This is a genomic window from Woronichinia naegeliana WA131 (assembly GCA_025370055.1).
Lineage (GTDB): Bacteria > Cyanobacteriota > Cyanobacteriia > Cyanobacteriales > Microcystaceae > Woronichinia > Woronichinia naegeliana.
The window spans coordinates 6615422-6636564 of sequence record CP073041.1; the positions used below are offsets into that span (position 1 = coordinate 6615422).

At 39.9% G+C, this 21143-nt stretch carries 19 protein-coding genes and 3 pseudogenes; 13 read left to right on the forward strand and 9 right to left on the reverse strand.

What is annotated here, in order from left to right; all coding sequences use genetic code 11:
• The first annotated feature begins 69 nt into the window (after window positions 1–69).
• The 3 genes from rsmI (at window position 70) to KA717_33625 (ending at window position 2318) form a co-directional block, all read left to right on the forward strand.
• A complete protein-coding gene (gene rsmI / locus KA717_33615; GenBank protein ID UXE60436.1) occupies window positions 70–921 on the forward strand; it encodes a 16S rRNA (cytidine(1402)-2'-O)-methyltransferase in 852 nt (283 codons plus the stop codon).
• 62 nt (window positions 922–983) lie between these two features.
• Window positions 984–1799 carry a nucleoside triphosphate pyrophosphohydrolase gene (gene mazG / locus KA717_33620; protein UXE60437.1) on the forward strand — a complete coding sequence of 272 codons (816 nt, stop codon included), beginning with the start codon at window positions 984–986 and terminating at the stop codon, window positions 1797–1799.
• A gap of 93 nt (window positions 1800–1892) precedes the next feature.
• Window positions 1893–2318, forward strand: a complete 426-nt coding sequence (locus KA717_33625) for a SufE family protein (protein UXE60438.1) — start codon at window positions 1893–1895, stop codon at window positions 2316–2318.
• Between the two features lies 1 nt (window position 2319).
• Here KA717_33625 and KA717_33630 read toward each other — a convergent pair whose 3' ends face one another.
• Together KA717_33630 and KA717_33635 are read right to left on the reverse strand one after the other, a co-directional pair.
• Window positions 2320–3597: an FAD-dependent oxidoreductase gene (locus KA717_33630; protein UXE60439.1), complete on the reverse strand. Its 1278-nt coding sequence runs from the start codon at window positions 3595–3597 to the stop codon at window positions 2320–2322.
• A gap of 9 nt (window positions 3598–3606) precedes the next feature.
• Window positions 3607–4851, reverse strand: a complete 1245-nt coding sequence (locus tag KA717_33635; GenBank protein ID UXE60440.1) for an MFS transporter — start codon at window positions 4849–4851, stop codon at window positions 3607–3609.
• A gap of 315 nt (window positions 4852–5166) precedes the next feature.
• Between KA717_33635 and KA717_33640 the strand changes: the two genes are divergently transcribed.
• The 6 genes from KA717_33640 to KA717_33665 all read left to right on the forward strand — a co-directional run bounded on the left by KA717_33640 (window position 5167) and on the right by KA717_33665 (window position 12516).
• On the forward strand, window positions 5167–6510 hold the full coding sequence (locus KA717_33640; GenBank protein UXE60441.1) for a cytochrome P450: 1344 nt from the start codon (window positions 5167–5169) through the stop codon (window positions 6508–6510).
• 62 nt (window positions 6511–6572) lie between these two features.
• Complete coding sequence (locus KA717_33645) at window positions 6573–7289, forward strand: Uma2 family endonuclease (GenBank protein ID UXE60442.1); 717 nt, start codon at window positions 6573–6575, stop codon at window positions 7287–7289.
• 43 nt (window positions 7290–7332) lie between these two features.
• On the forward strand, window positions 7333–10089 hold the full coding sequence (locus KA717_33650; protein ID UXE60443.1) for a class I SAM-dependent DNA methyltransferase: 2757 nt from the start codon (window positions 7333–7335) through the stop codon (window positions 10087–10089).
• A 34-nt stretch (window positions 10090–10123) separates the two neighbouring features.
• Window positions 10124–11239: an AAA family ATPase gene (locus KA717_33655; GenBank protein UXE60444.1), complete on the forward strand. Its 1116-nt coding sequence runs from the start codon at window positions 10124–10126 to the stop codon at window positions 11237–11239.
• 23 nt (window positions 11240–11262) lie between these two features.
• The gene (locus KA717_33660) at window positions 11263–11760 is read left to right on the forward strand and encodes a hypothetical protein (GenBank protein ID UXE60445.1); all 498 of its coding nucleotides are present in this window, start codon (window positions 11263–11265) and stop codon (window positions 11758–11760) included.
• 99 nt (window positions 11761–11859) lie between these two features.
• On the forward strand, window positions 11860–12516 hold the full coding sequence (locus KA717_33665; protein ID UXE60446.1) for a Uma2 family endonuclease: 657 nt from the start codon (window positions 11860–11862) through the stop codon (window positions 12514–12516).
• Window positions 12517–12966: 450 nt separating this feature from the next.
• Here the strand turns inward: KA717_33665 and KA717_33670 are convergent, their stop codons facing one another.
• Together KA717_33670 and KA717_33675 are read right to left on the reverse strand one after the other, a co-directional pair.
• Window positions 12967–13398: a helix-turn-helix domain-containing protein gene (locus KA717_33670; protein UXE60447.1), complete on the reverse strand. Its 432-nt coding sequence runs from the start codon at window positions 13396–13398 to the stop codon at window positions 12967–12969.
• Between the two features lie 54 nt (window positions 13399–13452).
• Complete coding sequence (locus KA717_33675) at window positions 13453–13896, reverse strand: hypothetical protein (protein UXE60448.1); 444 nt, start codon at window positions 13894–13896, stop codon at window positions 13453–13455.
• A gap of 230 nt (window positions 13897–14126) precedes the next feature.
• On the opposite strand from KA717_33675, the gene lepA reads away from it, so the two are divergent.
• Window positions 14127–15941 carry a translation elongation factor 4 gene (gene lepA / locus KA717_33680; protein ID UXE60449.1) on the forward strand — a complete coding sequence of 605 codons (1815 nt, stop codon included), beginning with the start codon at window positions 14127–14129 and terminating at the stop codon, window positions 15939–15941.
• 594 nt (window positions 15942–16535) lie between these two features.
• On the opposite strand, the gene KA717_33685 is transcribed toward lepA, so the two are convergent.
• The 5 genes from KA717_33685 to KA717_33705 form a co-directional block, all read right to left on the reverse strand.
• The gene (locus KA717_33685; protein ID UXE60450.1) at window positions 16536–16859 is read right to left on the reverse strand and encodes a BrnA antitoxin family protein; all 324 of its coding nucleotides are present in this window, start codon (window positions 16857–16859) and stop codon (window positions 16536–16538) included.
• Window positions 16804–17103, reverse strand: coding sequence for a BrnT family toxin (locus tag KA717_33690; GenBank protein ID UXE60451.1), 300 nt, complete (start codon window positions 17101–17103; stop codon window positions 16804–16806). Before KA717_33690 ends, KA717_33685 begins: the two co-directional genes overlap by 56 nt.
• Before the next feature lie 110 nt (window positions 17104–17213).
• The gene (locus KA717_33695) at window positions 17214–17591 is read right to left on the reverse strand and encodes a hypothetical protein (protein ID UXE60452.1); all 378 of its coding nucleotides are present in this window, start codon (window positions 17589–17591) and stop codon (window positions 17214–17216) included.
• A complete protein-coding gene (locus KA717_33700) occupies window positions 17570–17971 on the reverse strand; it encodes a hypothetical protein (protein ID UXE60453.1) in 402 nt (133 codons plus the stop codon). Before KA717_33700 ends, KA717_33695 begins: the two co-directional genes overlap by 22 nt.
• 1 nt (window position 17972) lies before the next feature.
• Window positions 17973–18248, reverse strand: coding sequence for a hypothetical protein (locus KA717_33705; protein ID UXE60454.1), 276 nt, complete (start codon window positions 18246–18248; stop codon window positions 17973–17975).
• 28 nt (window positions 18249–18276) lie between these two features.
• Between KA717_33705 and KA717_33710 the strand changes: the two are divergent.
• The 3 pseudogenes from KA717_33710 (at window position 18277) to KA717_33720 (ending at window position 20743) form a co-directional block, all read left to right on the forward strand.
• Window positions 18277–18675, forward strand: a pseudogene (locus KA717_33710) (IS4 family transposase).
• Window positions 18676–18733: 58 nt separating this feature from the next.
• A pseudogene (locus tag KA717_33715) lies at window positions 18734–20015 on the forward strand (ISKra4 family transposase).
• Window positions 20016–20052: 37 nt separating this feature from the next.
• Window positions 20053–20743: pseudogene (locus KA717_33720) on the forward strand (IS4 family transposase).
• Window positions 20744–21143: the final 400 nt, after the last annotated feature.

The following is a 21143-nucleotide window of genomic DNA, read 5'->3' on the forward strand; positions in this document are numbered from 1 at the left end:
ATAATGAACTTCGTTTTTAAAAAGCTCTTGATAACCTTAAAATTTTAATTATTAACTTTATCTTTATTCATGTCATCAGGCAAACTCTATCTCGTCGGCACTCCCATTGGTAATTTAGAAGATATGACCTTTCGAGCTATTAAGACCTTAAATCAGGTGGATCTGATTGCGGCAGAAGATACTCGACATACGGGCAAATTATTACAACATTTTCAAATTAAAACCCCTCAAATTAGTTATCATGATCACAGTCATCAATCTCGCCTAGAAACCCTGTTAGATTACCTAGCCCAGGGACAAGACTTAGCTTTGGTCAGTGACGCAGGAATGCCTGGTATTTCCGATCCGGGCTATGAATTAGTGCAAGCCTGTTTAGGCAAACAAATTGAAGTGATTCCCATTCCGGGGGTGACAGCTTTAATTACGGCTCTAGTGGCTTCTGGCTTACCAACAGATCGCTTTATTTTTGAAGGATTTTTGCCCACAAAAGGAAAAGAAAGAGGCGATCGCCTGGAAAAATTAGCGACAGAACCTCGTACCTTATTATTTTATGAAGCTCCCCATCGTTTGCTAGAAACATTAATAGATTTAAAACTAATCCTAGGAACAAATCGTTCGGTAGTGACAGGTCGAGAATTGACGAAATTTCACGAAGAATTTTGGTATGGTAATCTAGGAGAAGCGGTTGATTATTATCAAAATACCATGCAACCTAAGGGAGAATTTACCTTAGTTGTAGCGGGTCAACCTGAAAATGAGAATCTTCCACCTTCAGAGTCGGTTTTGAAAGCAGAATTGGCCCAATTAATTGCCCAGGGAATGAGTCGCTCCCAAGCCAGCCGTCATTTAGCTGAACTCACCCAATTACCCCGCCGTCAACTTTATCAATTAACCTTAAACTTAGAAGTTCCTAACCCTTAAATTTTTTATCCCCAACTGTTCCCTATCAACTATTCCCTATCAACTATTCCCTATCAACTATCATGTCTTCTAACCCTAGTCAGGCCATTTTACAATCCCTCGATCATCTGATTCAAGTGGTCGCTAAACTGCGATCGCCGGATGGTGGTTGTCCCTGGGATTTAGCCCAAACTCAAGAGAGCTTAATTCCCTACGTGATCGAAGAAGCCTATGAAGTTGTTCATGCCATTAAAACAGGGGATCAAAAAGCGATCGCTGAGGAATTAGGAGATTTACTCTTACAGGTGATTTTACAGGCACAAATTGCCCAAGATAACGACTATTTTAGCCTACAGGAAGTGGCACAAGGAATTACGGAAAAACTCATTCGTCGCCATCCCCATGTATTTGGAGATGTAACGGTGGAAAATGTAGAAATGGTACGAGAAAATTGGGAAAAAATTAAAGCCACAGAAAAAGGCTTAGATGCTGATACTCAAAAACGCCTCAGTTTAAAATTAGAACGCTATAACCAAACCTTGCCTCCTCTCCTGGCGGGAACTAAAATTGCCAAAAAAGCGGCAGCCGTGGGTTTTGAATGGGAAAATATTGCGGGGGTTTGGGACAAATTTGAAGAAGAATTAGCTGAATTTCGGGCTGCTTTACAAACCGATGATCAAGCCCATCAGCAAGCCGAATTGGGGGATTTACTCTTCACCGTCATTAACCTGGCTCGTTGGTATGATCTTGATCCTTCTGAAGCTCTTCAGGGAACCCATCAACGTTTTATTCAGCGTCTTACTTTAATGGAAAACTATAGCGATCGCCCCCTAGACACCTATAGCTTGGCAGAACTGGAAAACCTTTGGCAGCAAGCGAAAAAACAACTTAACCATTAATCTCCAGCCCCAAAGAAGTTTGATTTTCCCAGACGTGACCGCGCCATTGCCTGTAATATGATATCTCTCTGGTAATTTTTACCCATTGTATTTATGTCTCCGATGTCTTTCCCCCCCAACCTTGACAAAATTGTTGAACGCTTTAAACGTCATAGCGATCCCAAAAAACGTTATGAACAACTGCTCTGGTATGCCAAAAAGTTAGAAGCTATGCCAGAAGAAGCTAAAATCCCTGAAAATAAAGTACAGGGCTGTGTTTCTCAAGTCTTTATCACTGCCAATCTTAAGGATGGTAAAGTTTGGTATCAGGGTGATTCCGATGCTCAATTGGTGAAGGGCTTAGTGGCTCTATTGATTCAAGGTTTGAATGGGTTATCACCGGAAGAGATTATGCAAGTTAGTCCTGATTTTATTGAAGAAACGGGTTTAAAAGTCAGTCTGACTCCTTCCCGTGCCAATGGTTTTTATAATATTCTGCAATTGATGAAGAAAAAGGCTTTTAATTTGGAAATGTCCTGAATTACGTTAATTCTAACCCAGGTAAATTGAGATTTTGCAGATCATTGAGACGAAGTTTTTGGGCGATCACTAAAGCAAAGACATTGATCCAAGCTTTGGCGTGATCACCAATAAGATGAGTGCCAATAATTTGTTGCTGAGGATCTAAAATGAGCTTACAAAATCCTGACGGTTGACTTTTTGATTGAGCAGAAAACGTAGAAAAACGCGATCGCTTGACTTGATACTGATTACCATAAAACCCTTGCGCCTGGGCTTCGGTTAAACCCACCCTGGCAAATTGAGGAGCCTCGGTCAAACAAACAGGAATGGGATAATAGTTAACAGCCGCTTGTTTTCCCACCAGCGTATTTTGCAGCACAAGACGAGCTTCATATTGAGCTAAACTGGGCAGATCATAACCGGCGATCGCTGATCCAATGGCATAAATTTCAGGACAATGAGTTTGCAATTGGGGATTAACAACCAGACGATTTTTGTTAAACTGAACACCGATCTCTGCTAAATTTAAGCCGCCTAAATTTACTTTGTTTTTCTGCGCCCAGAAAATATGATCAATATTATTTAATAGGAAATCCTGTTCTAAAAAATGATCTCGAATTTCCATCTGAAATTGTGCTGTTTGGGATTGAATGGCTTGCACATCGGTTTTGAGCAAAATTTTAACGCCGATCGCCTCTAACGATGACTGTAAAAAATGAGCAGATTCGCGATCCTCCTGGGGCAAAAGATGGGAATTACGAGTGCTCAAAGTTACTTTTTTTTCTAAAGTGGCTAAATGATGGGCCAATTCAATTCCTAACGGTTTTGCCCCGATAATGACCCAATCATTCCCCTCTTGCCAATCCGTACTATTGTCTAGAGTTTGCGCTGTCCAAATCGGTTTGGGAAAAGTAGTTTGAGAAAATTGTGATAGCTCCGAAAAATCAGGTTCCGATCCCATTGCTAATAAGTAGGCTCGCGATCGCAAGTATCGATTCTCCACTTCTAAAACAAGACTTGGCGTTTGGGTAAAAATTCCCTGAGCTTGAATAATATCCACTCCCTGGGCAGCTAATAGAGATAAATTTTCCTCTACCATCGCAGTTTGATAAATGATATCTGAGCCACTCAATAACGAAAAATACCGACGAAAAGAGGAGGCCGCGATCGCTGCTTGGGGTGAGAATCCCTGGGTTACTAAGGCAATCCGTTTGTCGGGAAATTGAATCGCTGCTTGGGCTGCGTAGATGCCTTCTAAGGTGGCTCCTAGAATCACTAAATCGTAGTTAAAAGTCATCGCTGAATCTTACTCTGCTACTAGCGTCGCTTGATTAATTTTACTTAAATGAGGGCTTAGCCAGAGCAAACTAACCACCATTAAAATAATGAAAATAATTTGAATAGAAACCATGCCAAAATAATGAGAAGCATAGCCTGCCAAAGCTGCACTAATGGACAAAGCTCCTTTGTTTAAACCGGAAATACTGGTCATTCTACCGCGAAAGGTTTCAGGAGAAAAAGATTGAATTAAACCCGAATCTAGATTAAGGGTAATCGCGCTACAGGCTCCAGCCAAACAAACAGACAAAGCGGCCCAATGAATGACTGGGGATTCAACAAACAAAAAGATAAATAGGCCAAACATCAGACTGGTATAAAAAAGCCATCGTCCTGATTGGGGATTATTGCCTAAATTAGTTGTCATTAACGTGCCGAGAAAACCGCCTAAACCGACCGCAGAAGAGAGAGCCGCAAATTCTGACGATCCCGCATGGAGAACTTTATGAGCAAACATCGGTAATAGGGTTTGGTAGGGCATCCCTAAAATCATGACAATACTCATCAACAAAATTAGGGTACGAACCTGTTCATTCTGACGAACATAACCAAGACCTTCAACAATACTTGTGAGCATCGGGATAGAAGGGCCTTGATGCGATTTGGCTCTGGGATGGGCATGGATAAAAAATAAACTGATTAACACGGGAATAAAACTGAAGGCGTTAAACCAAAAGGCGATCGCCGTATCTCCCAAACTTAACAATAATCCTCCCAGGGCTGGCCCTAAAATAGAAGTTGTATTAGCCGCCAACCCATAGAGTTGCTGGGCTTGAACTAAATCTTCCCCTGGGACTAACTCATTAATGAGCGTGGTACGGGCTGGGGTGTCAAAAGCAGAGATCGCGCCATTTAGGCCATTCATGAGAGCAAGAAACCAGATTGGGAAAAATTTGTCTGTTGCAAATAGGGCTAAAATCACAGCCAAAATCAAGGCTGAACTTTCGGTAATCACAAATACCACTTTTCGATTAAAGCGATCGCTAACGACCCCTCCAAATAATTGAAAAATAAATTGAGATAAACCATAGGCGAGGGTAATTGCCCCTAAACCAATCCCACCATGTTCTTTAACCGCAATCCAATTAATGGCTAAAACATAGGTTGATGTCCCAAAATTAGAAAATAGATTAGCACCCCACATCCAGAGAAACTGACGATGGCGCAGGGTTCTAAACATCGTTAGATTTAAACTTTTGTTCGGTTCAGACATTAATTTGGAAATTATTTATACGTATTGATAATCTTAGCTAAAATCCCCCTCAATTTTCGACTCGATGGACAGCAAGTCCAAATTTCAAATTTGATAGCACTGAAAGTCTGACCTCAAGAAAACTTTACGATTCTTAACAACTTGGTTGATCGCTGAAGCAACAAAATATGGATTTGCTAATTTTGAGCATCTACAGCTTAAATTGTTAACTTGTTTTAACTCGTAACATAACGTTACACACAGACAAGAAGAGAACCGATAAGATAAAGGTTTTAAACTGTATTAACCTTTTTCTCTGTTTTGGGGGAGTCTCTCATGTCCGTCCTCACTGGCCCGAAAACCCATCCTTTTGTGCAATTGCTTCAATGGTTGCGTGATCCGTTAGAGTACATGGATCGCAATGGCAGAGAGTTTGGGGCTATGTTTAGGGGTTACTTTACGGGTAAACCTTGTGTTATGGTCAGTAGTCCCCAGGGTTTACAGGAAATCTTGACAGGTTCCGCTTTTACCGCTCCAGGGACATTAAATGAGGTGGCTCGTCCCTTGTTGGGGTCTAATTCTTTGATTTTATTGAGCGATCCTGAACATCAACAACGACGCAAACTTTTAATGCCGCCTTTTCACGGCGATCGCCTATTTAGCTATGGACAGATCATCCAGGAAATCACAGAACAGGTGATGGCAACCTGGCAAGCTGGTCAGCCGTTTGATGTGCGTGAATCCATGCAGGAAATTACGCTCCGTGTCATTTTAAAAGCAGTCTTTGGTTTGCAAGAAGGCGATCGCCTAGAAAAATTAAAAACGGCTTTGGTTAAACGCTTTGAAATGACCGCTAAGGGTTTTGGATCAACCTTTATCTTTCTACCCTTTTTACAAAAAGACTGGGGAAAATGGAGTCCCTGGGGCCGCATTATGGCTCAACAAAAATACTGTGATGACCTAATCTATGCTGAAATCCGCGATCGCCGCGCCAATCCTGACAGCGATCGTATTGATATTTTAAATTTATTGCTAACTGCCACCGATGATGCAGGAGAAAGCCTCAGCGATGTTGAACTTCGTGATGAATTAATGACGCTCTTATTTGCAGGGCATGAAACCACCGCCACCGCTTTAAGTTGGGCATTATATCTAATTCACCAACATCCCGATGTCTATCAACAACTGATGGTAGAACTGGGAAACCTTGGGCCCAACCCAGACCCCATAACAACTTTTAAATTGCCCTATCTGACTGCTATTTGTAATGAAACGTTACGGCTTTATCCTGTGGGAATGCTGACCTTTGCACGACAGGCTAATCAGCCCGTTTCCCTTGGCGGTTATGACCTTGAAGCTGACACCGTTGTCATCGGTTCAATTTATCTTAACCATCGTCGTCCTGATATTTATCCCGAACCTGAAAAATTTAAACCTGATCGCTTTTTAGAACGTCAATTTTCGCCCTACGAATTCATTCCTTTTGGCGCAGGAAGTCGTCGTTGTATTGGCACAGCCCTCGCTCAATTTGAGATGAAATTAGTTTTAGCTACCTTACTCTCCCAACTGAAACTGGAACATTCTAGTCCTACTCATCCCTTAAAACCCTTGCGTCGAGGGGCCTTATTGGCAATGGAATCGGGTTTTACCATGATCAAATTATCAGCTGGTATTAACTGATAAAAATCCCAATAATCAACGTCAAAAAGCTCAATTAAATTTTAAACAGGGAGAAAAACAAAATGGTTGCTCAATTAACGACAATTAATTATCCTGAGAGTGACGGTAAACCGATGGCTGATAATACCAAACAATTTCACTGGATTACGGTCATTAAACAGAATTTAGATTGGCTTTTTGCTCAAGATCCCCAGGTTTTTATTGCAGGAGATTTATTTTGGTATCCCGTAGAAGGTCGTCCAGAAATTGTCACGGCTCCCGATGTTTTAGTGGTATTTGGCCGACCAAAAGGCGATCGCGGTTCCTATAAACAATGGGAAGAAAATAATATCGCGCCTCAAGTTGTGTTTGAAATTCTGTCACCATCCAATAGCAAAACAGAAATGGAGAAAAAGCTCATTTTTTATGATCGTTACGGCGTAGAAGAATATTATATTTATGATCCAGATCGCTGTCATTTGGAAGGTTGGTTAAGGTCAGAAAAGGAAATTTTAAATAATATTCCCATAATGCACAACTGGATTAGTCCACGTTTAGGTATTCGTTTTGAACAATCGGGGGAAGTTTTAATACTTTATCGTCCTGACGGTACGCCTTTTCATTCCTTTAATGAGGTCAATATTTTATTAATGGAAGAACAACAACGCTCTGAATCTGAACGTCAAAGCGCGAAAATCGAACGACAACGGGCTGAATCAGAGAAAGAAAGGGCTGATCGCCTGGAGGCTTTATTAAATCAATACCGTAATCAGTTTGGGGATTTGGAATCTCCTAATTGAAACCGCGATCGCCTTATTACAGATAAAATAGGAATTTAAAGTTATGCCTTTAAGTTGGAATGAAATTAAAAGTCGGGCGATCGCCTTTCAGAAGGAATGGGAAGGGGAGAGTTCCGAAAAAGCGGAGTCTCAATCCTTTTGGAATGAGTTTTTTAATGTGTTTGGTATTTCACGACGACGGGTCGCTAGTTTTGAGCAACCTATAAAAAAAGTAGATAAAAAGCAGGGTTTTATTGATTTGTTATGGAAAGGAACTATTTTAATTGAGCATAAGTCACGGGGTAAAAGTTTAGAGAAAGCAACCCAACAGGCTAAGGATTATTTTCCTAATTTAAAGAAGCATGAGTTACCTCGCTATATTTTAGTGTCAGATTTTCAACGGTTTAGACTGTGTGATTATGATTCGGATAATTATACAGAATTTGAGTTAAGTGATTTTGTTCAAAATGTTCATTTATTTGATTTTATTGCAGGTTATGAAAAACGGGTTTATAAGGATAGCGATCCTGTTAATATTAAAGCGGCTGAGTTAATGGGAAGATTCCATGATCGCCTCAAGGAAGTTGGTTATACGGGGCATGATTTGGAAGTTTATCTAGTGCGATTATTGTTTTGTTTGTTTGCCGATGATACTGGTATTTTTAATAAGGTTATTTTCTGGGAGTACATTGATTTGCATACAAAAGAGGATGGTAGTGATTTGGCGATGCACATTGCTTCCATTTTTCAGGTTTTAAATACACCAAAGGAAAAGCGATTAAAAAATTTAGATGAAAATTTAACCCAATTTCCCTATGTGAATGGCAAGTTATTTGAGGAGTCGTTACCCCTCGCGGCTTTTGATAGCAAGATGCGAGAAATGTTATTAGAGGCTTGTGCTTTTGATTGGGGACAAATTTCGCCAGCTATTTTTGGTTCTATGTTTCAAGCTGTAATGAATCCGAAGGAGCGGCGTAATTTAGGAGCGCATTATACTTCTGAGAAAAATATTCAAAAGGTGATTAAGCCCTTATTTTTGGATGATTTATATGCAGAATTTGAAAAGATTAAGTCTAATCAAAATAAGTTACAGGAATTTCATAAAAAGATTGCTAGTTTATATTTTCTTGATCCTGCCTGTGGCTGTGGCAATTTTTTAATTATTACCTATCGGGAGTTACGGGATTTAGAAATATTAGTCTTGAAAGAGTTAAATAAAAATGGGCAATTATGGACAAATGTTAGTGCAATTATTCAGGTGGATGTGGATCAGTTTGCGGGCATTGAATACGATGAGTTTGCGGTACGGGTAGCCGAGGTGGCAATGTGGTTAATTGATCACCAGATGAATATGAAGGTGAGCAATACTTTTGGCCAGTATTTTGTGCGTTTGCCATTAAAGAAAGCGGCGAAGATTGTTAATGGAAATGCGTTACGAATTGATTGGACAGAGATTGTGTCAAAGGAGAAGCTCAATTTTATTTTAGGGAATCCCCCCTTTGTGGGGAAACATTTACAAAATGCTGCTCAAAAGGCTGACATGAATCATGTTTTAGGGGGTGTCAAAGGAGCAGGGGTTTTAGATTATGTAACGGCATGGTATATCAAAGCGGCTGAATTTATTCAAAACACTTTAATCCGTTGCGCTTTAGTTAGCACCAATTCTATTTCTCAGGGTGAACAAGTTGGGATTCTTTGGCAAGAGCTTTATAAAAACTATAAAATTAAAATTCATTTTGCCCATCGTACTTTTAGCTGGAGTAACGAAGCAAAAGGGAACGCCGCAGTTCATTGTGTGATTATTGGTTTTGGCGTACAAGATATTGAGAATAAACGTATTTTTGATTATGCTGATATTAAAGGAGAAGCAACAGAGAAAAAAGCTAAAAATATTAATCCATATTTAACAGAAGGAAATGATTTAATCATTTTAAAAAAAATAAAACCCATTTGTAACGTGCCTGAAATGATCAAAGGCAGCCAACCTACAGATGGTGGTAATCTTCTAATGAATGACGAAGAAAAAGAACAGTATATCCGACAAGAACCTGATGGAAAAAAATTCATTAAGCTTTTTATTTCTGCTGATGAGTTTCTGAATAATAAAAGACGCTGGTGTTTTTGGTTAATAGAGATACAGCCTAAAGAATTGAAGCAGTTGCCCTTATTATTAAAAAGAGTAGAAGCTGTTAAAGAAATGCGTTTGGCTAGTTCTAAAGTTGCAACAATTAAATGGGCACAGTTCCCAACCTTATTTACTGAAGATAGGCAACCTACAACTGATTATGTATTAGTACCTAGAGTTTCATCAGAAAATAGAAAATATATTCCACTAGGCTTTTTCAATAGAAATATAATAGTTAGTGATACCTGTATTGCAATTCCAAGTGGTAGTATTTATCTCTTTGGTCTGTTAACTTCTGAAATGCACATGACTTGGGTTAAATATGTTTGCGGACGTTTAGAAAGTCGCTTTCGTTATTCCAATACAATTGTATATAACAATTATCCCTTTCCTGAAGCTCTCACCGATAAACAAAAACAAACCGTCGAAACCTGTGCTCAAGCAGTGCTGGATACCAGAGCTAAATATCCTGACAGTAGCCTTGCTAATTTATACGATCGCTTAACCATGCCTCCCGATCTAATCAAAGCTCACCAAAAACTCGATAAAGCCGTTGATTTATGTTATCGTCCCCAACCCTTTACCAGTGAATTAAACCGCATTGAATATCTCTTTGAACTCTACGAAAAATTAATGGCTCCCTTACTCCCCACCGCCAAACAAACACGAAAAAAACGCCCCAAGGCAAAATCCTAAAATAACCGCGATCAAAAATAAGGATTACTTAAAAATGCTCAAAGCAATTCATCTTAAAAATGTTGGCCCCGCTCCTGAAATTACTCTAGACTGTGCCTCTCGACTCAATATTTTAACAGGAGATAATGGACTCGGTAAAACCTTTTTACTCGATATTATCTGGTGGTGTCTTAACGGACAACAAGGGAAAAATCCTGTAAATTTTCATCAAAAACAAGAAAACAATACAGAAATCAAATCTCAAATCTTATCCCAAGAAAACCTCGTTATTTATAGTCGAGTTGACGGTGGCTTTTCTGTTTATATGCCCTATAGAGATAAATATTTTAATCTTTCTAATGATGAAGTTTGGAATGGCCGTAGAAAAGGCAATAAAGTCACTTGTTATGGATTGATTGACGATTGGATAAAATGGCAAAATCAACCTGATCAAACTAACTTTAACTTGCTATCAAAAGTCATTAAACGACTTTCCGCAACGGACGAACAAATTGAAATTGGCCTACCGACCCGTACCTCTTTAATAGATATTAGAGATATTCCCACCATTAAATTACCCTATGAAACGATTCCTGTCACCCATGCTTCGGCTGGAATCAAACGCATTTTAAGTTTAGCCTATATTTTAGTTTGGGTACAATCAGAAAACCTGATCACCTCAAAATTATTAAAAGAAGAACCTGCCCATCAACTAATTTTTTTAATGGATGAAACCGAAGCCCATTTACATCCTCGCTGGCAAAGAACTATCCTTCCTGCAATCTTAAACGTTATTGAAGGACTACAGGATAAAATGACTGTTCAAGCCTTTATTACCACCCATTCTCCCCTGGTCTTAGCTTCCGTTGAACCTATTTTTGATGCAGAACAAGATAAATTATTTTTATTTGAACTCAATCAAAAAGAAGTCAACTTAAATGAAATTCCCTGGGCAAAACAAGGCGATGTTATTGGTTGGCTAACTTCAGAAATTTTTGGACTCAAACAGGCTCGATCCAAAGAAGCAGAGCAAGCGATCGAAGCCGCCCAAGCCTGGATGAGAAAAGATGATATGAGTCAATTTCCAGAAAACTTAAACACAAAAGAAAAGATTCATCAACAATTGCTTAAACTCTTACCTGGTCACGACCCTTTTTCCCCCGTTGGATAGTCAGAATGGAGGCCGAAGATTAAATGCAGAAATTTATTCCGATTCCTGAACCTACCGAATTTGATCAAAAATGTCGTCAAAAGGGCAATACTTGGTTGGCAGAGCATCCTGATACAAAACGCCCCAGAGATTACTGGTCTCCCTTTAAAGCAGACTTAGCCAAAGGCTTTAATAACTTGTGTGGCTACTCCGTCATGTATGAACCCATTGGCACAGTTGACCACTTTCTATCTTGTCATAATTACCGTCATTTAAGCTATGAATGGTCTAATTATCGCTATGCAGCAGGCTGGATTAATAGTAGTAAAAAAGACTTAGACGATCGCCTACTTGATCCCTTTGAAGTTGAAGATACTTGGTTTGAAATTATATTGCCATCTTTGCAATTAGTGTTAACCGATAAAGTCCCTAAAGAGCAACGCCTAAAAGCTCAATTTACCCTGCAACATCTAGGTTTAGATTACAATGAAAGAATCCTACATCAACGCGAAGAATGGTTTAGAATGTATGAACAAGGTTAGATAACCCTAGATGGTTTAGCTAAAAAAGCTCCCTTGATTGCTCGTGCTATTGAAAAACAAAAGATTAACCCCTAAATTCTAAACAGGGAGAGGAACCAAATGGTCGCTCAATTAACAACAATTCATTACCCTGAAAGTGACGGTAAACCAATGGCTGATAATACCAAACAATTTCACTGGATTACGGTCATTAAACAAAATTTGGATTGCCTCTTTGCCCAAGACCCCCAAATTTTTATTGCAGGAGATTTATTTTGGTATCCAGTGGAAGGTCGTCCTAATATTGTTACAGCTCCCGATGTTTTAGTGGTATTTGGCAGGCTAAAAGGCGATCGCGGTTCCTATAAACAATGGGAAGAAAATAATATCGCGCCTCAAGTTGTGTTTGAGATTTTATCGCCATCAAATAGTAAAACAGAAATGGAGAAAAAGCTCATTTTTTATGATCGTTACGGCGTAGATGAATATTATATTTATGATCCAGACCGCCAACAATTAGAGGGATGGTTGCGGGGAGATAATGACAGTTTAGAAAATATTCCTACCATCTTTAATTGGGTTAGTCCTCGTTTAGGAATACGTTTCGAGCAATCGGAGCAGGAGTTAAAACTTTATCGTCCTGATGGTACGCCTTTTCATTCCTATAATGAGATAAATAGCTTGTTATTAGAAGAGCGTCAACGAGCCGATCGCCTGGAGGCTTTATTAAATCAATACCGTAATCAGTTTGGGGATTTGGAGTATCCTGAAACCTAGTTGAAACGCAATTGAAACCGCGATCGCCGCCTTCCAAGAGAAAACTATGGTGTTAAGAATGGCAGTCCTGTTAATTCTGAAATAAACATTTGTGGAGGTTCATTGCTTATTGTCGTCCCCCCAAAAGTCTGCAATTTTCTTAGAGGTGGCGTTACTGGCTTCTGCTGAACCGAACTCAGGTTAAAAATAGGCAAAAAAAAGCGGTTAGTGATTGAATGCTGATCAATTCCTAACCCAGGTGTCTTTCAAACACCCCGCTTATTTGAATCCTGCTTTATATTATCTATGAATCCATCGTTTGGTGCTACTGTATGTATCACGGTTCAGATGTGATTGTGATCACAGCACATTCAAAGAAGCTAGGATTTAAGCATTGGTAGAGATGCCCCTGATCTTGATTTCGGATGCTTGCCCAATCTTGACTCTTTTTAGTACATTGCGACTTAAATTTTATTGAAAAATGATCTCTGGTTTAACCACTAAATTTAAGGCTTTTTGAACCTCTAATAATTTGGTGAAACTTGCACCAGCGTAAAGATTTGCTTCATCCCGTTGTACCTGCTGTGGTTTGACGTGCAAAAGTTCTGCCAATTTTTCTTGGGTTAAGCCTCGTACAATACGGGCCTTGATTAGGGCTTGGGGTAACTCATGGAAAGATTCTAGGGTTAGTTGCTCGACGTTCCCTTTTTGTAGGGACTCATATTCAGCAATTTCTTCTTTAAATTCTTCAATAAAACTTTCTCTTGAATCAAGATGGGCTTTATAGCGGAGTTGCTCATTACGAGTAGTCGGTAGAGCAAGCTTTTTTAATTCAGCAACCGACTCTTCAAACTCTTTGAGCTTGGCTTTCGTAATTCGGTATTGACGTTCGTTTTGGATCATGATGAATCTATTAGAAAATAAAGGTTATAAAACATTGAATAAATTTTTCCTTACTTACAGGTCAATCGCGATAATTCCTTTGGCATTTCCTCTGACTTTATCTTTTTGAAAAAACGCCAAATAATCTTCAAAGAAATGAAGATCAGCAATATCACTAGCAAGGAATAGTTCGCCCCCATATTTGGCTTTTTGGGCGGCGCGTTGGTTTTTAAAATCGAGTAAAACTGGGTCTATTTCTGCTAATTTTTCAAGATCAACAGTCTCATCTGCCCAGCAAACATCAAAATCGCCTGGGAATTCTTTATTCGTAGCAAAACTTCCACCGATATAAATGCGGGGACAGCCAACCTGTTTTAAGGATTCGCAAGCCAGTTTTAAGCCAGACAATAATTCTTGACGGCGAGGATTGAAAGCCAGTATTTCTTTAACTTCTTGCCAGGTGGCCAGATGAATTCCTGCGGGTAAATTCCCGTGCGTATCGAAAGTCGGAAGAGACATCGAAGAAATCTCCAACAGTTAATAAATTGAATAAATGTAATTGCGAACATGGTTGATATTCTTCCTTGATACTTGAAGACTCAATTGTAACACAACATTTTTGTTTTGTCAATCCGTCGCGTAGGGTTTCCCCAATCCGAAACCGCGATCGCCTGCCACCGTAACGAGAATGGAAGGATCGGAGTAAAAACCATTACAATAGATTAAGATTTCTGACCTGTGCAGCCAAAATGACCGACGTTCCTGTTTCCCGCATTCGTAACTTTTCCATCATTGCCCACATTGATCACGGCAAATCTACCCTGGCGGATCGGATGTTGCAAATTACGGGAACCGTTCAACAGCGAGAAATGAAAGAGCAGTTCCTCGATAACATGGACTTGGAACGGGAGCGGGGCATTACCATTAAGCTTCAGGCCGCTCGCATGAACTACAAAGCCAGGGATGGTCAGGACTATGTTTTGAACCTAATTGACACCCCCGGCCACGTTGACTTTTCTTACGAAGTGTCGCGTTCTTTAGCTGCCTGTGAAGGAGCTTTGTTGGTAGTAGATTCCACCCAGGGCGTAGAAGCCCAAACCCTCGCCAATGTCTATTTAGCGTTAGAAAATAACCTCGAAATTATCCCCGTTTTAAATAAAATTGATTTGCCCAGTGCCGAACCCGAAAGAATCGCGGCAGAGATTGAAGAACTCGTTGGTTTGGATTGTAGCCAGGTGGTGAAAGCTTCTGCCAAAGCGGGTATCGGTATTGACGATATTTTAGAATCCATTGTGCATCTAGTTCCGCCGCCGCCGGATACCGTTGATCACCCCCTACGCGCTCTTATTTTTGATAGTTATTATGATGCTTATCGAGGGGTGATTGTTTATTTTCGGGTCATGGACGGACGGGTTAAAAAAGGCGATAAAGTGCGTTTAATGGCTTCGGAAAAAGAATATGTGATTGATGAATTGGGAATATTATCGCCGACTCAAATTCAAGTGGAAGAACTCCATGCGGGGGAAGTGGGTTATTTTGCGGCGGCCATTAAGGCAGTAGGCGATGCGCGAGTAGGCGATACCATTACCCTAGCAAATCAACCGGCGGCAGAACCCTTACCTGGTTATACTGAGGCCAATCCGATGGTGTTTTGTGGGCTATTTCCCATTGATGCCGATCAATATCCCGACTTGCGTGATGCCTTAGAAAAATTAAAATTAAATGATGCGGCTTTGTCCTACGAACCAGAAACGTCAAGCGCGATGGGTTTTGGTTTTCGTTGTGGATTTTTGGGTTTGCTGCACATGGAAATTGTCCAGGAACGTTTAGAACGGGAATATAATTTAGACCTAATTACCACCGCGCCTTCGGTCATTTATCGCGTTACCACTTTAGATGGGGAAGTGATCGAAATTGATAATCCCAGTGCCTTACCAGACATTCAAAAACGCACAAAAATTGAAGAACCCTACATTAAAGTAGAAATGATTACGCCTGAAACCTATGTAGGGACTTTGATGGAATTGTGTCAGGGACGGCGGGGCGTTTTTAAAGATATGCACTACTTCACTAAAAGTCGCACCGCTTTAGTTTATGAATTACCCTTAGCAGAAGTGGTAACAGACTTTTTTGATCAGTTAAAATCCCGCACTAAGGGCTATGCCAGTATGGAATACCAATTAATTGGTTATCGGGAAAATAATCTGGTTAAATTAGATATTTTGGTTAATGGCGATGGAGTGGATGCGTTGGCGATTATTACCCATCGGGATAAGGCCTATTATGTGGGTCGGGCAATGGTGGAAAAACTCAAAGAGTTAATTCCTCGTCATCAATTTAAGGTTCCCATTCAAGCAGCGATCGGGGCAAAGATTATTGCTAGTGAACATATTGCGGCTTTACGGAAAGATGTTTTAGCAAAATGTTATGGAGGGGATATTTCCCGCAAGAAAAAGTTACTCCAGAAACAAGCTAAGGGTAAAAAACGGATGAAGGCGATCGGAACTGTTGATGTTCCCCAGGAAGCTTTTATGGCGGTTTTAAAATTAGATCAACAAACTTGAGCTTTACACGGATATCAACTTAAGGCGGGACAGCTTACCCTGAAAGGTTTTTAGCGTTCGTCCTACAGAGTAAGCCTTACAGCCATTTTCGTTAGTGTCACGAATCTTTCGCGCTGGGTCAAAGATAAAAAATTGAGCCTTACTGTATAAGGGTTTCAGAAAGCCTAAATCTGGAGCGCGAATAAATAGGGCTTGCTGAATAAGGATGAAATCCTTGCTAGACAATACTTTCAGGCATTTTACAAACGATCAGATGCAAGGTTATGGCATTTGGAGGCTCAAAATCCATGCACTTTGCTGGAAAAATGTGAGGTAAAACTGGAAACTGATCTCTGAAGTCACCATTTTTCGCGCCCTGTGGCATCTAGGTTCGTTTTGTGGACTTATTCAGCAAGCCCTAAATAAAGACACTAATCTCTTTTTTACCTGGCAAAGAGCTTTCCCATTCTTGGTATCCTTGCCCGTTGCTTGTTGTCGTCATAATCAATTTTTTCCAGTTACATCACCTCTATTGTAGCCCGATCGCTTTTTCTCACTGTGGTTACGGGTCAAGGGATTTGCTGAGGGATGAACAAAAAAGAAGGGCGATCTCGGCTAACTTAATAATTGTTTTTGTTGATTCATATATTCACGCAAAGCCTGATTAATGTTTGTTTGATAACTCTTACTTTGGGGATGTTGTTTAAACCAGTCAATGAGATCAACATCGAGACAAAGGGTAATTTGTTGCTGATCAGGGCGGTAAAACATTCCATGTTTAGCATCACTCCAGTCTGTAATCTCTGGGATATCGTCTGTATTAATTTCATCATCCGACATCGCAGCTAAAGCTTCAAGTTCAAGCTGCTGTTCGAGGGTGAGATCAGAAATGACCTTCTTCATAAGCTCTCCGTTCATATTTAGTTGCTTTTCTAGCACTAATAATTCGTCCAATTATTTCGCCATTTTCAGACTCATATTCAGGTGAAGTGTGTACAACAAAAATAATAACGTAACCAGCTAGACTAACAGTTTGCCAACGTTCTTCATTGGGAAAGGGATCGCGCCGACTGTCCGCTAGAGGATCATTAAAGACAAGCTTGGCCGTCTCGAAACCAAGACCATGTTTTAGCTTGTTAGTTTTGTTTTTATCATCGTTCCAAGTCCACCTCAAGTTTGCCACTCAATTCTGACTTTATGATAGCAACTCTACTCAAACTCGTCAGGGATCGGACAATTGCCATTGATGAACAAAAAATAAGGGCGATCGCTCTCACTTACTTTATTAACTGTTTAAATAATCGCCTCTAATTTTTCTAAGGCATTGATCAATTTACGCTTAATTTGTATTTCTCCTGTCCAACTGACATATTCATCGTCGCCGCCTTCCAAGTCTTCTGCTGTCCAATGGTCAATAAAAAAGTCGGAAGATGTTTGATACTTTTCTTCAAATTTAAGGAGTATTTGATTGGTTTTGCGGAGAGAACGTTGTAAGTTTTTAATCTCGGATTCAATGGCCGTTTTAACTAGATTTTGAATACTTTCAATGTCGGAGGAATCAGATTTAATTTGTAGTTGTAACATGATTTTTTCTTGGATGTTTGGATTCTTATTGGAAATGGTGGTTAGGCGATCGCCTAAATTCAGAGTTATTCGTGAAGCATTAGCCAATCAATGAGTAGTAGTTTTAAATAATCTAATTTTTGTAAATATTGATAAATCAGGGAAAATTGTTCATTTTTTGTGAAGTAAAGTTCGGCAAGAGATGGATTTTTGAGGATACAAATAGCTCGTAAATTTTTTAGGGATTGATCAGGATTTTTGATTTGTTGATTAATTGTTATTTGACTTGCATAGCCCCTTAGATAGGTTGTCAATAAGTCAATTTCTTCGAGAATAGAAAATTCGTTATTATTAGGAGGAAAATTTTCTAATAGTGTTTTTTTGTCTTGTTGTAACACCTGTTGATAATCTTGGGTTAATAGGGTTAATAAATCAACAATTTTTTTTGTGCTTTGTTCTAGCGGGTTGACAGTGATGGTATTGAGCATTTTAGTTGACTCCGTAGGTGACTATTTTTTCAATCCCAGAGGGATCAAGGCGTACAATGAGGTATTCGTTGTTTTTGCGATAAACGGCTGATTGATCTTGCCGATAATCTTTGGGTGGAATGCGAGTGGCTCTTTTTTTATTGAAGTTACGGGCTTTACGGAGGAGTTTAAGGGGATCAATTTGTTTGCGATTAGCATGGTCAAGAATATTATGGGCAATACTGAGATCTAAGTACAGGACAAAAGGCTTGAAAAGTATACGAGAAAGGGGTTTCATGGAAGATGAACGTAATGTAAGAAAACCCATGAACCAATATAACGCATTGAAACAAGCCCTAAAACCCCATTTGGGATGGCATGGTGCCAGACTCTCCTTCCTAGCCTTGTTCTTACTCGCCCTCCTCAAAGTGAAAACGGTTAACCTTAAAGAATTGGCTCTGGGTTTTGAAGGTCGGGCATTGGTGGATTCTCATTACAAACGCTTACAACGCTTTTTCTCAGGATTTGAGCTGGATTACCATCACATTGCCCGTATTGTAATCAGTTGGCTGGATATCCCTCAACCTTGGGTATTAAGTATTGACCGCACAACCTGGGAGTTTGGCAGTCATGGTTATAATATCCTCACTGTCGGCATTGTCCATGAAGGAGTAGCCATTCCCATCTTGTGGTGGATGCTTAGCAAGAAGGGTGTGACCTTTAGTTGATGAAGGAAAAGAAAAGTGTTAACATGAGATGAAAAGTGACAAAGAGGAAACAATGATGACAGCAAAACTAATTAATGTAGAGGGTTCAAAGATAAAAATAGAACTAACATTAGAACTAAGTCGTTCAATGTTGGATACAGAAATAAATATTCAAAAAGGCTTAAACGAAGTAGGTTGCATCGCCAGCAAAGAAGCCTTGAAATATTTAGATACAGATGGTTCACCCTTAAAAATCGGTGAAGAAATCTGGAAGAGTAAGGGAGAGCAACCGAAAGAATATCAAACACCTTATGGTGAGGTTATAGTGAATCGTCATGTATATCAGCGTTCACCTTTGAGGAAAAACGTATTGCCCCTTAGAAAGAGAAGCAAGGATAATCATAACATCAACGCCATTATTGGCAAAACAGGTATCCTCAAAAATGTCAGGGATGGCAGGCAAAGAGGTGAAAAATGATTTATTAGAAAATCATGGTAGAAAAGTAGCGCTATCCTATATCCAAAGATTGAGTGAAGCAGTAGGAAGTGTGGTACAGGCAAAAGAAGAAGCGTGGAGTTATGCCCCGCCCAAGGAGGATAGCCAAATTGCAACAGTGGGAATAGGATTAGATGGAACCTGTATGCTGATGTGTGAGGATGGCTACCGTGAAGCAATGGTGGGAACCGTTTCCCTATACGATAGTGAAGGCGAACGTCAACATACAATCTATCTAGGTGCGGCACCAGAGTATGGAAAAAAGAGTTTTCTAGAAAGATTAGAAAGAGAAATTGAGCGAGCGAAAAACCGTTATCCAGAGGCAACATTGGTCGGGATAGCAGACGGGGCAGAATCAAATTGGAAGTTTTTAGAAAAGCAAACGGAAGAACAGATATTAGATTTCTATCATGCCTCTGGTTACTTAGGTGCCTTGGCAGAAGCGTTGCATCCGAATACCGTGTCAAAACAAAAAGAATGGTTGACTGAAAATTGTCGAGAACTCAAGCATGAAAAAGGAAAAGCAGGAGAACTGCTAAATCTGATGAAAGAAGTCAAAGAAGAAAAAAGTCATTCTAAGAATCTTACCGAGAAACTACAAGCGGCGATTACTTATTACGAGAATCATCAGCATCAAATGGATTATGCTGAATACTTAGAGAAAAAGTATCCGATTGGTTCAGGTGTTACGGAAGCAGCTTGTAAGACGTTGGTCAAACAACGATTATGTTGTTCAGGGATGCGATGGAAGGAAAAAGGAGCAGGAATTATTTTGAGCCTACGAGCTTTGGTATTGACCAAGGAACGATGGAGTCAATTTTGGGCAAAACTTGATCAATATGGGTTCCCTGTAGAACCCTGATTACAACAGCTTTTATCAACTAAAGGTCGCACCCAGCAAGAAAAAGGGCAATTCTAACAGTGATGAACGAATGCGTTTTATCGAGGAGATGCTCAAGATTTTTCCCACCGCCCTGATTCGTTGTTTATGTGGCGACCGTGAGTTTATTGGTCAGGCTTGGCTTCGCTATCTTCTGCTCGAACCGCTACTGGCTTTCTGTCTGAGAATTCGGGCTACGGACAAGATTGAGCACAATGGCAAGCTTTTGGCCGCCAAAGTCATTTTTGCCCATCTTGCAAAAGAGTGAATCTCAACGTCTTCAAGGGAGTTGTCGGGTTTGGGGATATCCTGTTTCTGTAGAGGCTCTTCGCTTGCCTGATAATTCTCTACTCATCGTCATTGGACATCCCGATTCCCAAGGTCTTATTCACGATTATGCCCTGCGTTGGGGCATTGAAACCCTTTTTGGCATCTTTAAGACTCGTGGCTTTTGCTTGGAATCTACTCACTTTACTGACCCCAAGCGTCTTCGTAAGCTTTTGGCTTTACTGACTTTAGCTTTGGCTTGGTCTCTCAAAACTGGTCTAGCAATTCATCATCTTCATCCCATTCCCCTCAAGAAACATGGTCGCCTAGCGCAGAGTCTTTTTCGTCTTGGTTTTGACCATCTTCGTCATCTTGTTCTTAATCCTTCTCTACCCAATTTTTCTCTTTTTCTCGACTCCCTACATTTTTTGTCCTGTACTTAGTACTGAGATAGGTTGCGGCTGACCATTCGGAGAGATAGCTTTTAATTTCAATGATTTCTTTTTCTGTGCAGTTTTGACAAAGTTTTTCTAAAAATGGATCGTTCATTGAGTGTTCATTGTTCGGGATATTTTAGGAGAAATTTAATCTGAATTTTTAATAGTCAAGATGCTAATAGGGTGATAAGTATCTCTCAAGTCATTAAGGTTCTTATGCAGATTTTTATCTTTTTGTCCGAGTTCTTGGTAAATTTCCCAGGTGTTGCCTTCAAAGAATAAGTATCTCATTGAGTTCTGCGATCGTGGGAGTGTAACCTTGATTTTGGCTATGGGTTGTCATAGATTTAGCGATTTTTTCCATAAGATTAATATCTTGCAAAATTGCTAGGGTTTCTTGTTGTCC